This is a genomic window from Aurantimicrobium sp. INA4, from assembly GCF_027924525.1.
Taxonomy (GTDB): Bacteria; Actinomycetota; Actinomycetes; order Actinomycetales; family Microbacteriaceae; genus Aurantimicrobium.
In genome coordinates, this window is the sequence record NZ_AP027040.1 from 1,002,761 (window position 1) to 1,019,707 (window position 16,947).

At 51.4% G+C, this 16,947-nt stretch carries 18 protein-coding genes; 4 read left to right on the forward strand and 14 right to left on the reverse strand.

The window, feature by feature from the left end:
- The first annotated feature begins 5 nt into the window (after positions 1 to 5).
- The gene (locus tag AINA4_RS04955; RefSeq protein WP_348773298.1) at positions 6 to 1,076 is read left to right on the forward strand and encodes a phosphatase domain-containing protein; all 1,071 of its coding nucleotides are present in this window, start codon (positions 6 to 8) and stop codon (positions 1,074 to 1,076) included.
- Here the strand turns inward: AINA4_RS04955 and hflX are convergent.
- The gene (gene hflX / locus AINA4_RS04960) at positions 1,073 to 2,584 is read right to left on the reverse strand and encodes a GTPase HflX (protein ID WP_281786391.1); all 1,512 of its coding nucleotides are present in this window, start codon (positions 2,582 to 2,584) and stop codon (positions 1,073 to 1,075) included. The genes AINA4_RS04955 and hflX overlap by 4 nt on opposite strands.
- A 61-nt stretch (positions 2,585 to 2,645) precedes the next feature.
- Here hflX and AINA4_RS04965 point away from each other — a divergent pair, with 61 nt between their 5' ends.
- From AINA4_RS04965 to AINA4_RS04975, 3 genes are read left to right on the forward strand one after another with little or no spacing between them, the layout of a single operon-like run.
- Positions 2,646 to 2,843 carry a hypothetical protein gene (locus AINA4_RS04965; protein ID WP_281786392.1) on the forward strand — a complete coding sequence of 66 codons (198 nt, stop codon included), beginning with the start codon at positions 2,646 to 2,648 and terminating at the stop codon, positions 2,841 to 2,843.
- A gap of 60 nt (positions 2,844 to 2,903) precedes the next feature.
- A complete protein-coding gene (locus tag AINA4_RS04970; RefSeq protein WP_281786393.1) occupies positions 2,904 to 3,776 on the forward strand; it encodes a hypothetical protein in 873 nt (290 codons plus the stop codon).
- A 24-nt stretch (positions 3,777 to 3,800) separates the two neighbouring features.
- The gene (locus AINA4_RS04975; RefSeq protein WP_281786394.1) at positions 3,801 to 4,421 is read left to right on the forward strand and encodes a methyltransferase; all 621 of its coding nucleotides are present in this window, start codon (positions 3,801 to 3,803) and stop codon (positions 4,419 to 4,421) included.
- Here AINA4_RS04975 and AINA4_RS04980 read toward each other — a convergent pair.
- The 13 genes from AINA4_RS04980 to AINA4_RS05040 form a co-directional block, all read right to left on the reverse strand.
- A complete protein-coding gene (locus AINA4_RS04980) occupies positions 4,418 to 4,825 on the reverse strand; it encodes a hypothetical protein (RefSeq protein WP_281786395.1) in 408 nt (135 codons plus the stop codon). The genes AINA4_RS04975 and AINA4_RS04980 overlap by 4 nt on opposite strands.
- A complete protein-coding gene (dapF, locus tag AINA4_RS04985; protein ID WP_281786396.1) occupies positions 4,818 to 5,735 on the reverse strand; it encodes a diaminopimelate epimerase in 918 nt (305 codons plus the stop codon). Before dapF ends, AINA4_RS04980 begins: the two co-directional genes overlap by 8 nt.
- A gap of 9 nt (positions 5,736 to 5,744) precedes the next feature.
- Positions 5,745 to 6,665, reverse strand: a complete 921-nt coding sequence (gene miaA / locus AINA4_RS04990; protein WP_281787644.1) for a tRNA (adenosine(37)-N6)-dimethylallyltransferase MiaA — start codon at positions 6,663 to 6,665, stop codon at positions 5,745 to 5,747.
- A gap of 10 nt (positions 6,666 to 6,675) precedes the next feature.
- The gene (gene miaB / locus AINA4_RS04995; protein ID WP_281786397.1) at positions 6,676 to 8,316 is read right to left on the reverse strand and encodes a tRNA (N6-isopentenyl adenosine(37)-C2)-methylthiotransferase MiaB; all 1,641 of its coding nucleotides are present in this window, start codon (positions 8,314 to 8,316) and stop codon (positions 6,676 to 6,678) included.
- Between the two features lie 11 nt (positions 8,317 to 8,327).
- The gene (locus tag AINA4_RS05000; protein WP_281786398.1) at positions 8,328 to 8,603 is read right to left on the reverse strand and encodes a hypothetical protein; all 276 of its coding nucleotides are present in this window, start codon (positions 8,601 to 8,603) and stop codon (positions 8,328 to 8,330) included.
- 111 nt (positions 8,604 to 8,714) lie between these two features.
- Positions 8,715 to 9,356 carry a regulatory protein RecX gene (locus AINA4_RS05005; protein ID WP_281786399.1) on the reverse strand — a complete coding sequence of 214 codons (642 nt, stop codon included), beginning with the start codon at positions 9,354 to 9,356 and terminating at the stop codon, positions 8,715 to 8,717.
- Between the two features lie 5 nt (positions 9,357 to 9,361).
- Complete coding sequence (gene recA / locus AINA4_RS05010; RefSeq protein WP_281786400.1) at positions 9,362 to 10,453, reverse strand: recombinase RecA; 1,092 nt, start codon at positions 10,451 to 10,453, stop codon at positions 9,362 to 9,364.
- Positions 10,454 to 10,722: 269 nt separating this feature from the next.
- Positions 10,723 to 10,947 carry a DUF3046 domain-containing protein gene (locus AINA4_RS05015; protein ID WP_281786401.1) on the reverse strand — a complete coding sequence of 75 codons (225 nt, stop codon included), beginning with the start codon at positions 10,945 to 10,947 and terminating at the stop codon, positions 10,723 to 10,725.
- Between the two features lie 8 nt (positions 10,948 to 10,955).
- Positions 10,956 to 11,264 (reverse strand): helix-turn-helix transcriptional regulator, encoded by a 309-nt coding sequence (locus tag AINA4_RS05020; protein ID WP_096380689.1) that lies wholly within the window; start codon positions 11,262 to 11,264, stop codon positions 10,956 to 10,958.
- 136 nt (positions 11,265 to 11,400) lie between these two features.
- Positions 11,401 to 11,859 (reverse strand): CinA family protein, encoded by a 459-nt coding sequence (locus AINA4_RS05025; protein ID WP_281786402.1) that lies wholly within the window; start codon positions 11,857 to 11,859, stop codon positions 11,401 to 11,403.
- A 2-nt stretch (positions 11,860 to 11,861) separates the two neighbouring features.
- The gene (gene pgsA / locus AINA4_RS05030) at positions 11,862 to 12,431 is read right to left on the reverse strand and encodes a CDP-diacylglycerol--glycerol-3-phosphate 3-phosphatidyltransferase (RefSeq protein WP_281786403.1); all 570 of its coding nucleotides are present in this window, start codon (positions 12,429 to 12,431) and stop codon (positions 11,862 to 11,864) included.
- A gap of 9 nt (positions 12,432 to 12,440) precedes the next feature.
- Positions 12,441 to 15,158, reverse strand: a complete 2,718-nt coding sequence (locus tag AINA4_RS05035; protein WP_281786404.1) for a DNA translocase FtsK — start codon at positions 15,156 to 15,158, stop codon at positions 12,441 to 12,443.
- 117 nt (positions 15,159 to 15,275) lie between these two features.
- Positions 15,276 to 16,925 carry a glycoside hydrolase family 13 protein gene (locus tag AINA4_RS05040; RefSeq protein WP_281786405.1) on the reverse strand — a complete coding sequence of 550 codons (1,650 nt, stop codon included), beginning with the start codon at positions 16,923 to 16,925 and terminating at the stop codon, positions 15,276 to 15,278.
- Positions 16,926 to 16,947 lie beyond the last annotated feature (22 nt).

Consider the following 16,947-nt stretch of genomic DNA (forward strand, 5'->3'; position numbering starts at 1 on the left):
ACGACGTGAAGAGCAAAAAACCCTCGACCGCTGCTGAGCTGACTCAAGATGTCATGCACCGCGCAGCACGCATCGAGGACCGCTTTCACGCCTATCGAGAAAAGCGCGCCCGCAAACGCGGCTATGCCGTCACTGTTGTCCCCTACCCCGGTTACGGCACAACCGAATGGGTTCGTGTTCTCTGTCGTGTTCTCCTCACAAGAAATCCTCGACCTGGTTCGCGTGCAGCGAAGAAAATGCAAAAGCGTTCAGAAAGCGTTAGAGGTTGGCGTTCTTTCACGTCGGTTCCAATTAATGAAGTCAGTGTCACCATAGCCATCAATGGCTATGAAACTACTGTCCTTGCTGACCGTGGCGGCGTCGTTGACGTGCAGCTGCCCATGAAGCTCACGCCTGGTGAACACATTGTGAGAATCCATTCGGAGGACTCTGAAGTCGCAGAAGCAACTATTTATGTCATTTCTCCCGCTGCATCTGTGGGTTTGGTATGTGATGTTGATGACACCGTCATGGTGACGGCGCTGCCACGTCCTTTTTTAGCTGCCTGGAACTCTTTTGTGTTGGACGAACACGCCCGAGTACCGACACCTGGAATGGCTGTTTTCCTTTCCCGGGTAGCACATATTCAAGAAGGTATGCCCGTGGTGTATCTATCAACCGGTGCATGGAATGTGGCTCCGACCTTGCGCAGATTCCTCGGCCGCAACCTATATCCGCAAGGAACACTGCTTCTGACGGATTGGGGACCCACTCACGATCGGATGTTCCGTTCGGGACGCCAACACAAAGAAACGCAACTTCGCAGACTGGCTTCAGAATTTCCACATGTGAAATGGATTCTTGTCGGGGATGACGGACAGCATGACGAATCCATTTATGCAGCTTTCGAAAAAGATGTTCCTTCCAGCGTGAAAGCTGTGGCAATTCGCCAACTCTCCAATGGTGAGGCAGTTCTTGCTGGTGGTCGCAAGAAAGCTGAAGAACATAGCAAGGCAGGCAATGCGCCGTGGGTCTACGCCCCAGACGGTGCTGGCTTGGCAGCACAATTCAAAGAACTGGGTATTCTGCCGAACTAAGCAGAAATAAATTGCTCAAACTGAGATACATCTGCCTTTTTGACACGAGCATGAATGAGTGTTCCCTCTTCAACATATTCAGTGGAATCAATCACTGCTTTCGCGTGAAGAGCAGAGACAACTTCACCTCTGTCATAGGGAATAACTAAGACAACAGGAACATCTGGGGTTGGGATCCTGTCAGCAATTACCTGCAGAACGTCTTCAATGCCTTCACCCGTGCGGGCTGAAGCAAACAGTGCGGAAGGTTCAAGTCCGCGCAGAAGAAGCCTGGTGTTGTCGTCGATGAGGTCAGATTTATTGAAGACAATCTGCTCGGGAATATCGGAAGCGTCAGCCTCACCAATGACTTCCCTGACTGTTCGAATTTGAGATGCAGGATCTGGGTGGGAGGCGTCAACGACGTGAATGATCAGGTCAGCGTCAGCTACTTCTTCGATTGTGGAACGGAAGGCTTCAACCAGTTGATGCGGAAGGTTTCTGACAAAACCTACCGTGTCGACGAGAGTGTAATTTCTCCCATCAGCTGTTTTTGCCTGCCGAACTGTGGCGTCCAAGGTAGCAAATAAGGCATTCTCAACAAGCACACCCGCACGTGTAATTCGATTGAGAAGTGAGGATTTACCTGCATTGGTGTACCCGGTAATTGCTACAGAGGGAATGGCGTTGCGTTTACGGTTTGCACGCTTGGTATCACGCGCTGGTTTCATCGCGGCAATCTGCTTACGCAATTTAGCCATGCGTGTGTTGATTCGACGGCGATCTAACTCAATCTTGGTTTCACCAGGACCACGAGACCCCATACCAGCCCCAGCACTACCGACCTGGCCACCTGCCTGGCGGGACATCGATTCACCCCAACCACGCAATCGAGGAAGCATGTATTGCATTTGAGCCAGTTCGACCTGAGCTTTACCTTCTCTGCTTTTGGCATGCTGGCTAAAAATATCAAGAATGACAGCAGTTCTGTCAATGACTTTGACCTTAACCTCGTCTTCCAAAGCACGACGTTGGGAAGGTGCCAACTCAGTATCTGCCACAACGGTGTCAGCCCCGAGTGCAGCAACGAGATCCCTAAGTTCTTGAGTTTTTCCACGGCCTAAATAGGTAGCTGGATCTGGCATGGGACGCATTTGGATGACACCATCAAGCACCCGAGCGCCAGCTGTTTCACACAGCGCTGCTAGTTCACGCAGAGAGTTTTCTCCATCCTCTGTCTGACCTTTGGGATAGACCCCGATGAGGACTACGTTTTCAAGTCGAACCTGACGGTATTCAACCTCAGTGACATCTTCGAGTTCAGTGGAGAGGCCTTGAACACGGCGTAGCGAAATACGGTCTGCTAAATCCTGTTGTTCACCGTCAAAAGAATCATCATGAGTTACGGAAGCATCATCGCTCAATGCCTGCGCTCGACCAGAGGAAAAGACAGAAACACGTGCTTGATCTTTCGCACCGGCGCGAGCAAGCACGCGGTCTACGACCTCATCGGAAGATTCACTACTCATTACCTCCAAGATAGCGCTCAATGCTGGGGATTTACCCCAGAGCTGTGGTTAGGATGTGAGCATGAGCACAGAAACTTGCCCGAACTGTGGGGCCGCACTTGTGCCTATTGTCTATGGCTTTCCAGCCCCTGACGCTTTTGAGCAGGTCGCCAAAGGTGAAATCGTTCTAGGTGGCTGCATGATGTACCCGGGAGCTCCCGACGATGGTTGCCCCACCAAGGGTTGTGCTGGCCCAGAACTCTTACCCGAAAAGGTGTAAGCAAGTACACTGGAAGTACGGTCTACGTCATCACGTGGGCTTTTTCTATGAGGAGTACTTGTGTCTGCACCAACGCCTAAACCAACTTCATCCAAGCTTCCCTGGATTATTGTCAGCGCACTAGCTGCGGTCATTGTGGTTGCATTGGTCGTTTTCGTTGCAGTTTCTAACTCTGCACCCAAGCCAGAGCCCACCAACACAGGTATTCCCACGGTGACACCAACTCCTCACCCCACTGCAACACCCACAAAGACTCCCACCCCCACGGTGACCCCAACACCAACACCTACCCCGACACCAACAAAAACCTCAAGTCCAACTCCTAGCCCCACAGTGACTCCGGTATCCACCTGGGCAGATAAAACCTATGGAACTTTCGCTCCTGTTAGCCGCCTCAACCAAACCGGAACAAAAGTTGTCGACTTCGGAAACAACATCACTGCTGGTCTGGTCAAGATAGACACCACCAACCTCAGCAACGATTCCTTCACCGTTGAAGTTCTTGCCACCGACAACACCACCGTCATTGACACTCTCGTTGTAAGTGCGGATTCTTACACTGGTACCACAGCGTTTGGTTTGGTAGCGACTGCTGGACAAACACCTGGGGCGTTGAAAATTACAACCAATCAGAATGTCACCTGGTCTGTTCTGATCTCCCCAATCTCAAGTGCACCCCAGGGCCCTCTGACCACTGCAACCGACACTCACGATGACACTGTTTACCTCTACGGCGGTGGCGCAGCAACTCTTCACGCACAAACCTTCACACCTAACCAAGGCATTGTGGTCACTCAATACTTTGGCCCTTCCGCATCAGCTCTCACTTTGGTGAATTCCACAACAATGGTTGACCAGCGTGGGCCTATTTCTGCTGGACCATCGGTCGTCACAATCCAGGCCAATGGGTCCTGGAACGTGACTGTCGGCTAGTTTTCACTGCAGTAGCCTGTTTGTATGACCGAAAAGAAGACAGAGCACTACTTTTCGGCACAGCCCGGCGGTCATTTCACCACGGCAGAAATCAAAGTTCGTCTCGCCCACGGTGATTACACCGTTGAGACTGCTGGTGGCATTTTTAGCCCCGATCATATTGATGCCGGGACTGAACAGCTGCTCTACAGCGTTCCAACTCCACCTCAAACCGGTAATTTTCTCGATATTGGATGTGGATGGGGCCCACTTGCCCTCACGCTGGCCCTAGAAGCTCCTGCGGCACATATCTATGCCGTTGATGTCAATCAGCGTGCACTGGAGCTTACAAGACGCAATGCAGAACGTTTGAACCTCGATAACATCACCGCCTCAGTGCCAGATCAGATAGATCCCCAACTCTGTTTTGATCTGATGTGGTCGAATCCCCCTATTCGGGTTGGTAAAGCTGAACTACACGCCATCATGCACACCTGGCTTCCTCGCCTGAACATCGGCGGTCAGGCTTATCTGGTTGTGGCAAAACACCTCGGAGCTGACTCTTTTGAGAAATGGCTCAGCAGCGAATTTGCTTCAACACATTCTGTTACTCGTGAAGACACCCGAAAGGGTTTCCGCATCATCAACGTGACGCGCGTCTCCTAAGGGATTTGGGGCAGCTGGAGATCAACCGTTGCCCCCAAAATTGCACACCTAGCTGAAATTCCAACACCGGAGGCAACCAAGGCACTCACGTCAGGTTGGTTGCCATCCACAATGGATTGAACCTGTGATTTCAAACCGTTGAGTGATTCTTTGAGTTGCTGATCTGTTGCTCCAGAAAGCACCTGATCGAGTTGACTGGGAACACTCACAATCGCTGCAGGCAAACCGAGAATATCTCCACTGCTAAAAGCTGCGTTGAGGGTTTCCCACGTTGTGCTCACAGACTCGCAGGCTGCTGTGTTCGCGGCTTTATCGTTTGCATCAAAGCTCGGAATTTGATTACAGCCCGTCAAGGTAACTGCGGTAACAATGGCGGTGGCTCCTAAGAGGATGGATTTAAGCAAGTTCAACAACTCCCGTGTAGACAAGTTCGGCAGGACCAGACAATGCGACGTGTTCGCCTTCTTCGGTGGGGAACATGCGCACGGCAAGCGTTCCTCCGGGAACATCCACTTTCCAGTTATGGGGAGCTCCTTCACCAGCCCAGTGGCGGGTTGCCAAAGCTGCAGCCACAACACCAGTTCCACACGAGAGAGTCTCCCCCGAACCGCGTTCGTGAACTCGCATGCGGATATGGCCAACACCATCTTTGACCAGCGGGTCGCGAGGAACAACCAGTTCCACATTTGCGCCCTCAGGTAATGCTGGTTCTAAACGTGGAGCATGCGAAAGATCTGCTGCATCGAGCTCAGCATCATCCGCGAAAGCCGCAATGACGTGAGGGTTCCCCACATTTATTCCCAGACCAGGACGCGCTACAGGCACACCATCAACCTTGACAACTGGTTCACCACCGGCAAAACTCCAGCGCCCCATATCTACTTGGAAGCTTGCCCCCTGGGCAGTGAGATCACGGACCCCTGCTCGTGTCCCAATAGCGAGAGTCTCACCGGGATTGATCACTGCCAATCCAGTTTCTAGCAGGTATTTGGCATAAACACGTATGCCGTTTCCGCACATCTCACTCAGTGAACCATCAGAGTTGTAGTAATCCATGAACCACTCAGCTGCCGAATCTTCTTCCAGCGCTGCTGCGCCAGCAGGATCAGAAACAATCTGTCCAGGCTCATGCTTGCGATTGAGCTTGCTACTCTTTACAGCACGGATGACACCGTCTGCACCAATTCCAAAATGCCGGTCACACAGTGCAGCTATCTGACTAGGAGTCAGCGGAAGTTCACCCTCAGGGTCTGTGTAGAGCACAAAGTCGTTACCTGTGCCGTGACCCTTGGTGAAGTGCAGCGAAATAGCCATGAGTTCAGTTTAAGTGTGAATTCTGTGAAGAACTTCGACAACGTTCTGGGGATTACCTGCGGGCAACCAGACAAGATCTGAATACCGCTTAAACCAACTGACTTGTCTGCGGGCATATCTGCGTGTGATGCTCTGTGTTTCAGCGATTGCTTTTTCCTGTGTCATTTCACCAGCTAGCTGAGCTAAAGCTTGGGCATACCCAATGGCACGACGAGCTGTAATCCCCTGCTCGATGCCCAAAGGAATCAAACTCTCAACCTCATCGAGTAGCCCTTCTTCCCACATACTTTCAACACGAGCATCAAGTCTTTTCACGAGAACTTCGCGGTCTTCTTCTAAACCAATGATGACTGTGGGCTTCCAATATCGAGTTTCTTCAGGAAGCGTCCCCAAGGATGCGGTATTGCCGGTGACTTCAAGGACTTCCAATGCCCTAATTACTCGACGTGCATTCTGAGAATTTATGCGCTCTGCTGCTTCGGGCGCCAGCTCTTTCAAGCGAGCATAAAGTGGCTTTATTCCGTCTCGTTCAAATTCACGTTCAAGGTCTTCACGAACCTGATCATCATGTCCGGGAAATTCGAAATCGAATAGAACACTGCTGACATATAGGCCCGATCCCCCAACGAGAATGGCAATGTTGCCGCGAGAGTGGATCTCTTCAATAATTTGACGGGCTTGTACTTGATAATCGGCAACTGCCGCCTCTGTCGTGACGTCTAACACGTCAAACATGTGATGAGGGATCCCTCTGCGCTGCAGTGGAGGCAATTTGGCTGTACCAATATCCATGCCTGCATAAAGCTGCATCGCGTCAGCATTGACAATCTCAGCAGCGACCCCTTGCGCGGCGAGAGCTTGAGCCACATCTAAGGAGAGTTCTGTTTTTCCGGTTCCGGTTGCGCCCACAATCGCAATGATTTGGGTGATATCCGTCACCCTAACGCTGCCCGTCTTCTAGATCGTAGATAGGTGTTGTTGAGACTCGAAGCGTGGGCATACCTAATCCAACAACCGGGATAGAAGTCGAACCCAAGTTTTTGGCACCGCCGGTTGAAGGAACACCACAGCTTTCCGCTTGCTCACGATCCCATGCATCCCCTGCAATCGTGCGACGCACCTTTACCGGTGCTCCTAAAGGATCATCTGCGAGAAGGTGGAAAGGTGCTGCTTCGGTAATTGTGACAGTGACAACGTCACCAGGGCGTGGGATTTCACTACCTGGGGTCACCTGAAAGTGCACCAGGCGTGAATCTTCAGCACGACCACTCATACGCTCTGTAGCAGCGTCTTTACGACCTTCACCGTTTGCTACGAGGACGTGTACTTCGCGACCAATTTGCTTCTTATTTTCTTGCCATGCAATGTCATTTTGAAGTTCAACAAGTCGTTCATATCTCTCCTGAACAACAGCTTTAGGAACTTGGTTGTCCATCTCTGCGGCAGGTGTTCCCGGGCGCTTGGAGTATTGGAAAGTGAACGCGGTAGCGAACCGTGCCTCGCGAACTACGCGAAGAGTTTCCTCAAAATCTTCTTCGGTTTCACCAGGAAAACCAACAATGATGTCGGTGCTGATTGCCGCATGAGGCATCGCGTCACGAACACGTTGCAAGATGCCCAAGTACTTGTCACTGCGATAGCTGCGACGCATAGCCTTCAATATGGCATCAGACCCGGATTGCAAAGGCATGTGAAGCTGAGGCATGACGTTATGAGTTTCTGCCATGGCAGCTATCACATCATCAGTAAAGGCTGCAGGGTGAGGGCTTGTGAAACGTACTCGTTCTAAGCCGTCAATCTCTCCGCAGGCACGGAGAAGCTTGGCAAAAGCCCCCTTGTCACCAAATTCAACACCATAGGTGTTGACGTTCTGGCCAAGCAAAGTAACCTCAATGGCCCCCTGGTCAACTAACGCCTTGACCTCGTTGAGGACTTCCCCAGGACGACGGTCGCGTTCTTTACCGCGCAAGCTGGGCACGATACAGAAGGTGCATGTATTGTTGCACCCCACTGAAATGGATACCCACCCCGAATAGGTTGAGTCACGCTTGGTAGGAAGCGTTGAGGGGAAAGTTTCGAGAGATTCCAGAATCTCTAATTGGGCTTTGTTGTTATGGCGAGAGCGCTCCAACAAGCCCGGAAGGGACCCCATGTTGTGGGTTCCAAAGACGACATCGACCCAAGGAGCTTTTTTGAGAACGAGAGCTTGATCTTTTTGGGCAAGGCATCCACCCACAGCGATCTGTAAACCCTTGTGCTTCTCTTTAACGCGGGCCAAGTGCCCAAGGTTTCCATAAAGTTTGTTATCCGCGTTTTCACGCACTGCACATGTGTTGATCACAACGACATCAGGTTGTGGCGAGCTGGCGCTGCGTTTGAGGTCAGGATCAGCTTCTGCTTCGGCAGCCAGATCAAACTTGATGTACCCAGCTGCTTCCATAGCTCCGGCAAGACGTTCACTATCGTGAACGTTCATCTGGCATCCAAATGTTCGTACCTCATAGGTACGCCGACGACCAGATTCATCAACAGCCGCTTCAGAAGCGGGGATGAATGTGGGAGCTTCACTCGGACTGGACATAGAAGTCCAGTTTACTTTGCCGAGTTTGGTCCCATGTAATGGGCCCACAGTGCAGCTAGTCCCCAGAGAACTCCAACATATCCAGCTGCATAGCTGGCAAACATCCATGGGGTAGCAACATCTGAAGGAAGAACTGCTGAAACAACCCCGAGAACAACACACAACACACCACAGATAATCACAGCAACAACATTTCGCTTTTTGGCCTTCAAACGTGCAGCTTGTTGTTTGGGGGAAAGAGGTTTAGCAGGAGTTTCAACTTGTTCTTCTGGAGTGGGGTCAAACATGGTTCCTACTTCCTGCGGCGATAGCCCCACGTGATGTACACGATGATGACAAGTAAAGCGGCAACGACCGCATAGGGACTATTGAGAATGTCATTGAGCACTCTAGAAAGCTTAGGACCTAGAACTCAAAGCTTCTTTACACGCCGCACGAACTATGTCCGTTGAATATCCTCTTCTGCTGAGAAAACCAACCAAGCGGCGTTCGGCTGTGACATCGTCGAGCCGTGAAAATTGTCGAACTCTTTGACAAGCCAGTTCAGTTGCTTTGTGTAATTCGTCATCGTCGTCGATAGATTCCACGGCAGCGCTAATCAATGCAGTTGAGATTCCTCGTTGGCGCAGTTCCCTGGCAATGACACTTTTGCTTTTGCCTTTTCGCTCGCTCAGTCGAGAAACAAGCTCATACGCTAAACGTTCATCATTGAGATAGTTCAAACGCTCGCATTTTGCTACCAATTCAGCCGCATCCGCTTCGGGTGCATCTTTACTTCCAAGCCACTGTTGAACTTCAAACACAGACATATCCTGTGTGTTGAGTTTTCTGAGCAAACTCTGCTCCAGTGCATCAAGATCAAACCCTGCTACAGAAACTTCTTCTGTTTGCTCAACCTCTGTGAACAACACAGCACTTAAATGAGACACTCCCTCAGGGACATCATGTGAGTGCCCCGTTGCCTCACCTGCATTCACAGGTGAGGCAACGGGTTGATTCTGTTCTGGATCAACCCAGGGTAAGAATGTGACGTTTGTCACGAAACTCAGGCTCCCTTACGGACCTCTTCAACTGCCTCGAAGTCTGGTTCGACCTCGGTTGCAGTTGCGGCTGCTTCAACTGCAGCAGCTTCCGCAGCTGCCGCGCCAACACCAAGCTTTGCGAGAATCTTTTGTTCGATTTCTAGCGCCACGACAGGGTTTTCAATCAGGAAGTTACGTGAGTTTTCTTTACCCTGACCAAGCTGGTCTGCTTCGTAGGTGTACCAGGCACCAGACTTCTTGACGATTCCGTGATCGACGCCAAAGTCCAGGAGGCTTCCTTCACGGGAGATACCAGTTCCGTAGAGAATGTCGAATTCTGCCTGTTTGAACGGTGGTGCCATCTTGTTCTTGACGACCTTGACGCGTGTGCGGTTACCGACAGCATCGGTACCGTCCTTGAGCGTTTCAATGCGGCGAATATCCAGACGCACGGAAGCATAGAACTTCAAAGCTTTACCACCCGCAGTTGTTTCTGGGCTTCCGAAGAACACACCAATCTTTTCACGCAGCTGGTTGATGAAGATCATGGTGGTGTTGGTGGAGTTCAATCCGCCGGTGAGCTTACGCAGCGCCTGAGACATCAAACGTGCCTGCAGACCCACGTGGGAGTCTCCCATTTCGCCTTCAATTTCTGCACGAGGCACCAAAGCCGCGACAGAGTCAATGACGATGAGATCAATAGATCCTGAGCGAACAAGCATGTCTGCAATCTCTAATGCTTGTTCACCAGTATCAGGCTGAGAAACAAGAAGAGCATCGATATCAACACCAAGCTTCTTGGCGTATTCAGGGTCGAGTGCGTGTTCAGCATCGATAAAGGCGGCGATGCCGCCCTGCTTTTGCACATTAGCAATTGCGTGCAGTGTCAGTGTGGTTTTACCGGATGACTCTGGACCGTAGATCTCGACAATACGGCCACGAGGAAGTCCCCCGATACCGAGAGCAACATCAAGTGCGATTGATCCTGTCGGGATCACCTCGACGGGAGCGCGTTCATCGCTTCCCAGGCGCATGACGGAACCTTTACCGAACTGGCGGTCAATTTGGGCTAGTGCTGTTTCTAGTGCTTTTTCGCGGTCAGCGGCGGATGCCATGGCCGTCTCCTTTACATATCGAGGGTGATTCGCCTATCGGCTGCCGTGCTACTCCTCCGCTACCGACCGGCCGGTGAAGGCGGGGCGGGCGCTGCGGGGCGCTTACGACAAGGCGGATGCTCCTATTCGGACGTATTTCACCGTAGAAGTAGCCACGGACATTGACTGCCTGAGGTGCTGCTTCGGGGATAACACGTGCAAACAAGTGCATGTGTAGGAGACTAGCCGTTTTCGAATACATATTCGAACAAATGACGGCGTGTTGGAAATTACTTCTTAGGCTCGGGTAAGCCGACGCCATACCATCGTGACTCGGGAACGTCAGCTGCTTTGACCAGGGCTAGCCAGACAGATCGTGCAGGAATACCCTTCCGCAGAGCCTCGGCAGAAGTTAGTGAACCTAGTTCAGACAAGACCAAGTCATTGACTAAGACATGTCCGTATGCCTCACCGAACTCGTCTGAGACGGCGCGCCAAAATTCGCTGAGGCGCACAAAAACTACTAGCGAGTAGCTACGAAATCGTTGACGAACTCGTCAGGAACAGTGTCGGGGATTGCGCGCATAGGCTCAATACCTTCAATGACTGCTAAACGATCGCCCACTTCACGCATAATTTGTGAAATTGGAGTGTCCAGAGCATCTGCCACAGCGGCAAGAATCTCAGAACTCGCTTCCTTTTGCCCGCGTTCGACCTCACTCAGATACCCGAGTGCAACGCTAGCCTTGCTCGCAACCTGTCGCAGTGTGCGACCTTTCTGCAAGCGGTAGTCGCGCAGAACATCGCCGATTTCCTGTCGAACAAGAATCATGGTGCCTCCCTACGCTGGTGAACCATTCGGTTCCTCTTCATCTACATCACTATGTTAGTCACACAAACCTGAAAACAAGATGTGAGTCTTCTTGTATCAACTTAGGTTACGCGAGATTTATTCCCGAGAATGACAACTAATTGACGTGCCTTGCAAGAAGCGCGAGTGCAGCTTGAACAGTGAGTGCGCGGATTTCATTTCTCGTGCCCTCAAAATGGTGTTCTTCTACTGTTTCACTCCCCTGCCCCACACAGGCAATAAAGATAGTCCCTACCTCGACACCGCCTTGTGAATCTGGTCCAGCAACCCCGGTAGTTGCAAGCCCAATGTCCGCCGAGAGTTTGTTGGCAACACCGACAGCCATTAGTTTGGCGACTTTCGAATCAACGGGACCACGTTGCTCAAGAAGAGCACTGTCAATGCCTAATAGCTCATGTTTAAGATCAGTCGCGTAGGCAACAATGCCGCCACGAAAGACAGCAGATGCGCCGGGAACTTCGGTGAGATGAGCTGCAAGTAGGCCACCGGTCAGAGATTCGGCAACAGCAACAGTGATTCCTCGCTCAGTGAGGCGCTGAATAAGCTCGGAGGTCATCACTAGTTACCTGTTGAGGCAAGCTTCTTGGTTTGCCTGCGGGCATCAAGAAGATAGTCGATACCTGTCCAAACGGTGATGATGGTGGCTGCAGACATCAAGATTGTGTTCAATACGTCAGCAGCAGTTCCCATAAATATTTGAAGGGGAAGCAACGCGCAGGTAATGGCAACAAACTGAGTGATTGTCTTGATTTTGCCGCCACGAGAAGCAGGGATGACATGATCGCTGAGTACGGCAAATCGATATACCGTGATGCCAATTTCGCGAAGCAGAATCAGGCCGGTGACCCACCAGGGAAGTTCACCCAGTATTGACAGTGTTATCAGTGCGCCGCCGGTCAGTACTTTGTCAGCAATGGGGTCAAGAAGCTTCCCGAAATCACTGACCACGTTGTATTTACGAGCAAGGTAGCCATCGATTCCATCTGTTGCCATGCCGAAAACAAAAAGTCCGGCACCCCACCACCTCAGAGGAGAGTTCACGTCATCGCCTGCGGTCAGGAGCATCCAGATAAATACCGGCGCAAAAAAGATGCGAACAATGGTGATGATGTTCGGTACGTGCTTCATAGCTTCAGGCTAGTCCCGGCCAGTGAGTTGCCAGGCATCTTCATTGCCGTCATCCCCATCAACTTCCTCATGGCCTGTCGTCATGGCTGCGACAGGATCATGCCCGTAAGGGTCTTCTGAAGCCATCACATTGACGTTTCCCGCGGGAGCTGCTGCAGCGGGAGCATCTTCGCCGCGGAGAGTGGCTAGTACACCTGCAAGCTGTTCCTGAGATACCAGAACATCTCGAGCCTTGGACCCTTCAGAAGGTCCAACGATGCCCCGGCTTTCCATCAGATCCATCAAACGGCCAGCTTTAGCGAAACCAACGCGAAGTTTGCGTTGCAACATTGATGTCGAACCAAACTGCGTGGAAACGACAAGCTCAACAGCTTGAAGCAGTACGTCGAGGTCATCTCCGATGTCTGCATCGATTTCTTTGCGCTCTGCTGCAGCGGCAACATCCTGACGGTATTCAGGTCGTGCTTGCCTAGTGACGTGGGTGACTACCTTGTGAATTTCTTCTTCAGAAACCCAGGCACCTTGAACTCGAATGGGCTTGTTAGCCCCCATAGGGAGAAAGAGAGCATCTCCTTGGCCAATGAGCTTGTCAGCACCCGGCTGGTCGAGAATAACGCGTGAGTCTGTAACGCTCGTTACCGCAAACGCTAGACGCGAGGGAACATTAGCTTTGATCAAACCGGTTACTACATCGACCGAGGGTCGCTGAGTTGCCAAAACTAAGTGAATTCCCGAAGCTCGTGCGAGTTGAGTAATTCGAACTACAGAATCCTCGACATCTCGTGGCGCAACCATCATCAGGTCAGCGAGCTCATCAACAACGACGAGGAGATAAGGATAAGGACGCAGTTCTCTCTCACTACCAGGAGGCAAAACAATGTCATTTTTGATCACGGCACGGTTGAAATCATCGATGTGACGGAACCCAAAACTTGCCAGGTCGTCATAACGCATATCCATCTCTTTTACGACCCATTGAAGAGCTTCTGCAGCTTTTTTGGGATTCGTAATGATGGGGGTAATCAGGTGTGGAACACCTGCATAGGGTGCTAACTCAACCCGCTTAGGATCGACAAGAACCATGCGTACCTCAGCGGGAGTTGACCGCATCAAGATGCTGGTGATCATGGAGTTGACGAAGCTTGATTTACCAGAACCTGTAGAACCTGCGACAAGAAGATGGGGCATTTTGGCTAGGTTCGCAACGACAAAGCCACCCTCAACATCTTTCCCCACTCCGATTGTCATAGGGTGCTCACTCGAAGATGATGCATTAGAGCGCAGAACATCCCCCAGGGTGACAATTTCTCTGTCGGTATTTGGGATTTCTATACCAATGGCACTCTTGCCGGGAATCGGCGAGAGGATTCGAACCTCATTAGAAGCAACTGCATAGGAGAGATTCTTCGACAGCGCTGTGACTCGTTCGACCTTTACACCAGGCCCAAGTTCAATCTCATACCGTGTCACTGTTGGCCCACGACTAAATCCAGTGACAGTGGCGTCTACTGCGAATTGCTTGAGTACTTCTGTGATTGCCCTGACCGCCTCATCATTCGCTGCAGAACGTGTCTTTGCTGGGGCACCTGCAGCTAATGAGTTAGCCGGAGGTAGGCGGTACACCACAGGTGGCGCTTTGGGAGCCGTAACTCGTGGGACCACAGATTCATCAACACCAGCTTCTTCAGCTGTCGAAGCAACCACGGCGACCGGCGCGGTCGAAACATCGTCTTGAGAAACCACAAAATCATGATCAGTCGCGACCTCACCCGTTTGGAATGCGCGTACAGCTTGTTCTGCGTTGGCGAGTTCTTCAATGATGTCCACGTCAGACATTTCACGAGTTGCAGCTAAATCAACAGCATTGGCCGCAGGATCAGTAATGACAGGGGTATCAAAAGCTGCTTCAGTCTCACGTTTGCTTGCATTTCTGCGCCACCAGGGCAGAGATGACGCTTCCACTGGATCTAGTTCGAGAATCTCAATCGAGCCTGTGTCTTTGCTTTCTTGCTCCGCATTTGAGCCAAACAGATATGAGTACAGCTCACGTAACCGTGCTCCGATGCGGTTTGGTGGAGTCTTGGTAATGATCAACAGTGATAGCGCGATCAGCGCAATCATGACGACAACAGCACCTACAGGCGTAATGATGAGGGCAACCGGAGCAGCGATCACCCAGCCCAGTACCCCACCTGCATCTGCAAGGGCCGCTACGCCTTCAGAAGGATCCGGTTGGCCCCCGAAAATCTGCGCCAAACCTGAAGAAGCCATCAGCAGCAAAAAGAGGCCAACACCGATACGGTTGTTGTCATTGACCGAGCTTGGATGGCGGAAAAGCCAAATTGCCGTTAACAACATCACTACAGGAAGCGCATAGGCGATTCGCCCAAACAATCCTCCAAAAGTCCAATCATTGATGGTTTGAGCAATTTCATTATTCGGCAAAAACCACTGAGTAACTGCACCAATGACGGCTAGAACTACCAGCGTGAATGGCACGCCATCACGACGTTCTTCTTTAGAAAACTTTTCCGGTCCCAGCATGCGAGCGGCACCTCCAGCTAGATGAGCCATGCTCATCCAGAGCCACGCGATACCGGTGTACTGGCTTCCTCCGTTGGAGGACGTTGATCGACTTGTTGATGCAGGCTGAGACTTCTTGCTACTCGAGGTACGCGAACGAGAACCGCCACTTGTGCGACCACGCGATTGAGAGCCTGAAGCCATGCCTTCAAAACTACGCGAGGGCACCGACTTTCCGCAGTATTACAGGCGAGTGTTTAGATAAACGAATGGCCTGCAATCGTTGAGATTGCAGGCCATTCGAGCGGAGGGAGGGATCCCCTATTGCGTAATCCACGCGGAAGCATTACCCGGAAGCTTGCCATCCACGAGAGGAGCACTGGTGAGTCGAACCGTGCCTGCGGGAAGTGCCACTGGCTTCTTCCCGAAGTTTGTTATGTTGTGCCATCCGTTTGGTCTCACAAAGTGAACTACCTTGCGCTTGCTTGGAACAAACTCAAGAGTTTCATCGGTGAGAAGTTCTTTCCGAAGCTTGAGAGCTTCTCTGTAGAGCTTGAGCGTTGAATCTTCCTGGCTTTCTTCAAATTCAACCGAGTAGCCAGCAAACCAGGTTGGCTGAGGCAGGTGAGCAGATCCGGTACCGAAACCAAAGGAAGAACCAGTCTTTTCCCAAGGCAATGGCACGCGACAACCATCGCGACCCTTACGGGTCATACCATCACGTAACCACATGGGATCCTGAAGAACCTGCCCTGGGAGGTCAGCAACCTCAAAAAGACCAAGTTCTTCACCTTGGTAAAGATAGGTGCTGCCAGGAAGCGCGAGCAGTAACATTGTTGCTGCACGGGCACGAGTAAGCCCTTTTTCTCGGTCAAGTTCGGGGTTAATACCGTCTGTCATGACCCACTTCTCAAAATTGGTCTTCTTCGGAAGTCCGTAGCGAGTGGCGTGACGAATCACATCGTGGTTAGAAAGAACCCAAGTAGATGATGATCCTGATTCTTGAGAAAGTGCGATGTTGAATTCAATAGTTTTTTTGAATTTTTTCGCCGACCAGGGTGCGCTGAGCAGGTCAAAGTTGAAGGCTTGCCCCAACGTTTCTGCACTTGCATAGCGTGTTCGACGCTCCGCAGGCACCCAAGCTTCTGCAACAGCGACGCGGGGTGGGTTGTAGGAGTTGAAAATTTCACGCCACCCTTTGTAGATTTCCATGACATCATCGCGGTCAAAGAGGTGGTGAGAGCCGTCCAACGGGATGTTTTCCATCTCGTAATTCTTGATCTCAGGATAAGGCTCTGACATATCCTTTTTCATGGCATGTGCTACGTCGATGCGGAAACCATCGACACCGCGATCTGCCCAAAAACGAAGAGTTTTCTTGAAGTCTTGGATAACGTCTTCGTTATCCCAGTTCCAGTCTGGCTGCTCTGGAGCGAATAAATGGAGGTACCACTGTCCAGGGGTTCCATCTGGGTTAGTTGTGCGAGTCCAGCCGGTGGGCCCAAAGTGTGAAGGCCAACTATTTGGCGGAAGCTCACCGTTTTCACCCTTGCCGTCACGGAAGATGTAACGATCACGCGCAGCAGAACCAGGCTCGGATGCGAGAGCTTCTTGGAACCAAGCGTGCAGATCAGAAGAGTGGTTAGGAACGATGTCAACGAATACCCTGATCCCCCGAGCGTGGTAGGTAGCGATCATTTCATCAAAGTCTGCGAGTGTTCCCAACTTTGGATCAACGTCCCGGTAATCCGCTACGTCGTAACCTCCGTCAGCGAGAGCAGAAGGATAGAAGGGACTGAGCCAGATTGCATCAACACCTAGCTGAGCAATGTAATCGACTTTGGAGGTTATGCCCTTGATATCTCCCAAGCCGTCGCCATTAGAGTCTTTGAAAGAGCGTGGGTAGACCTGATAAACAACCGCCTGGCGCCACCAGTTTTCATCGCCAGTGAGGAAAACGGAATCTGACATTGATTACTTCTTTCGTTTGTTG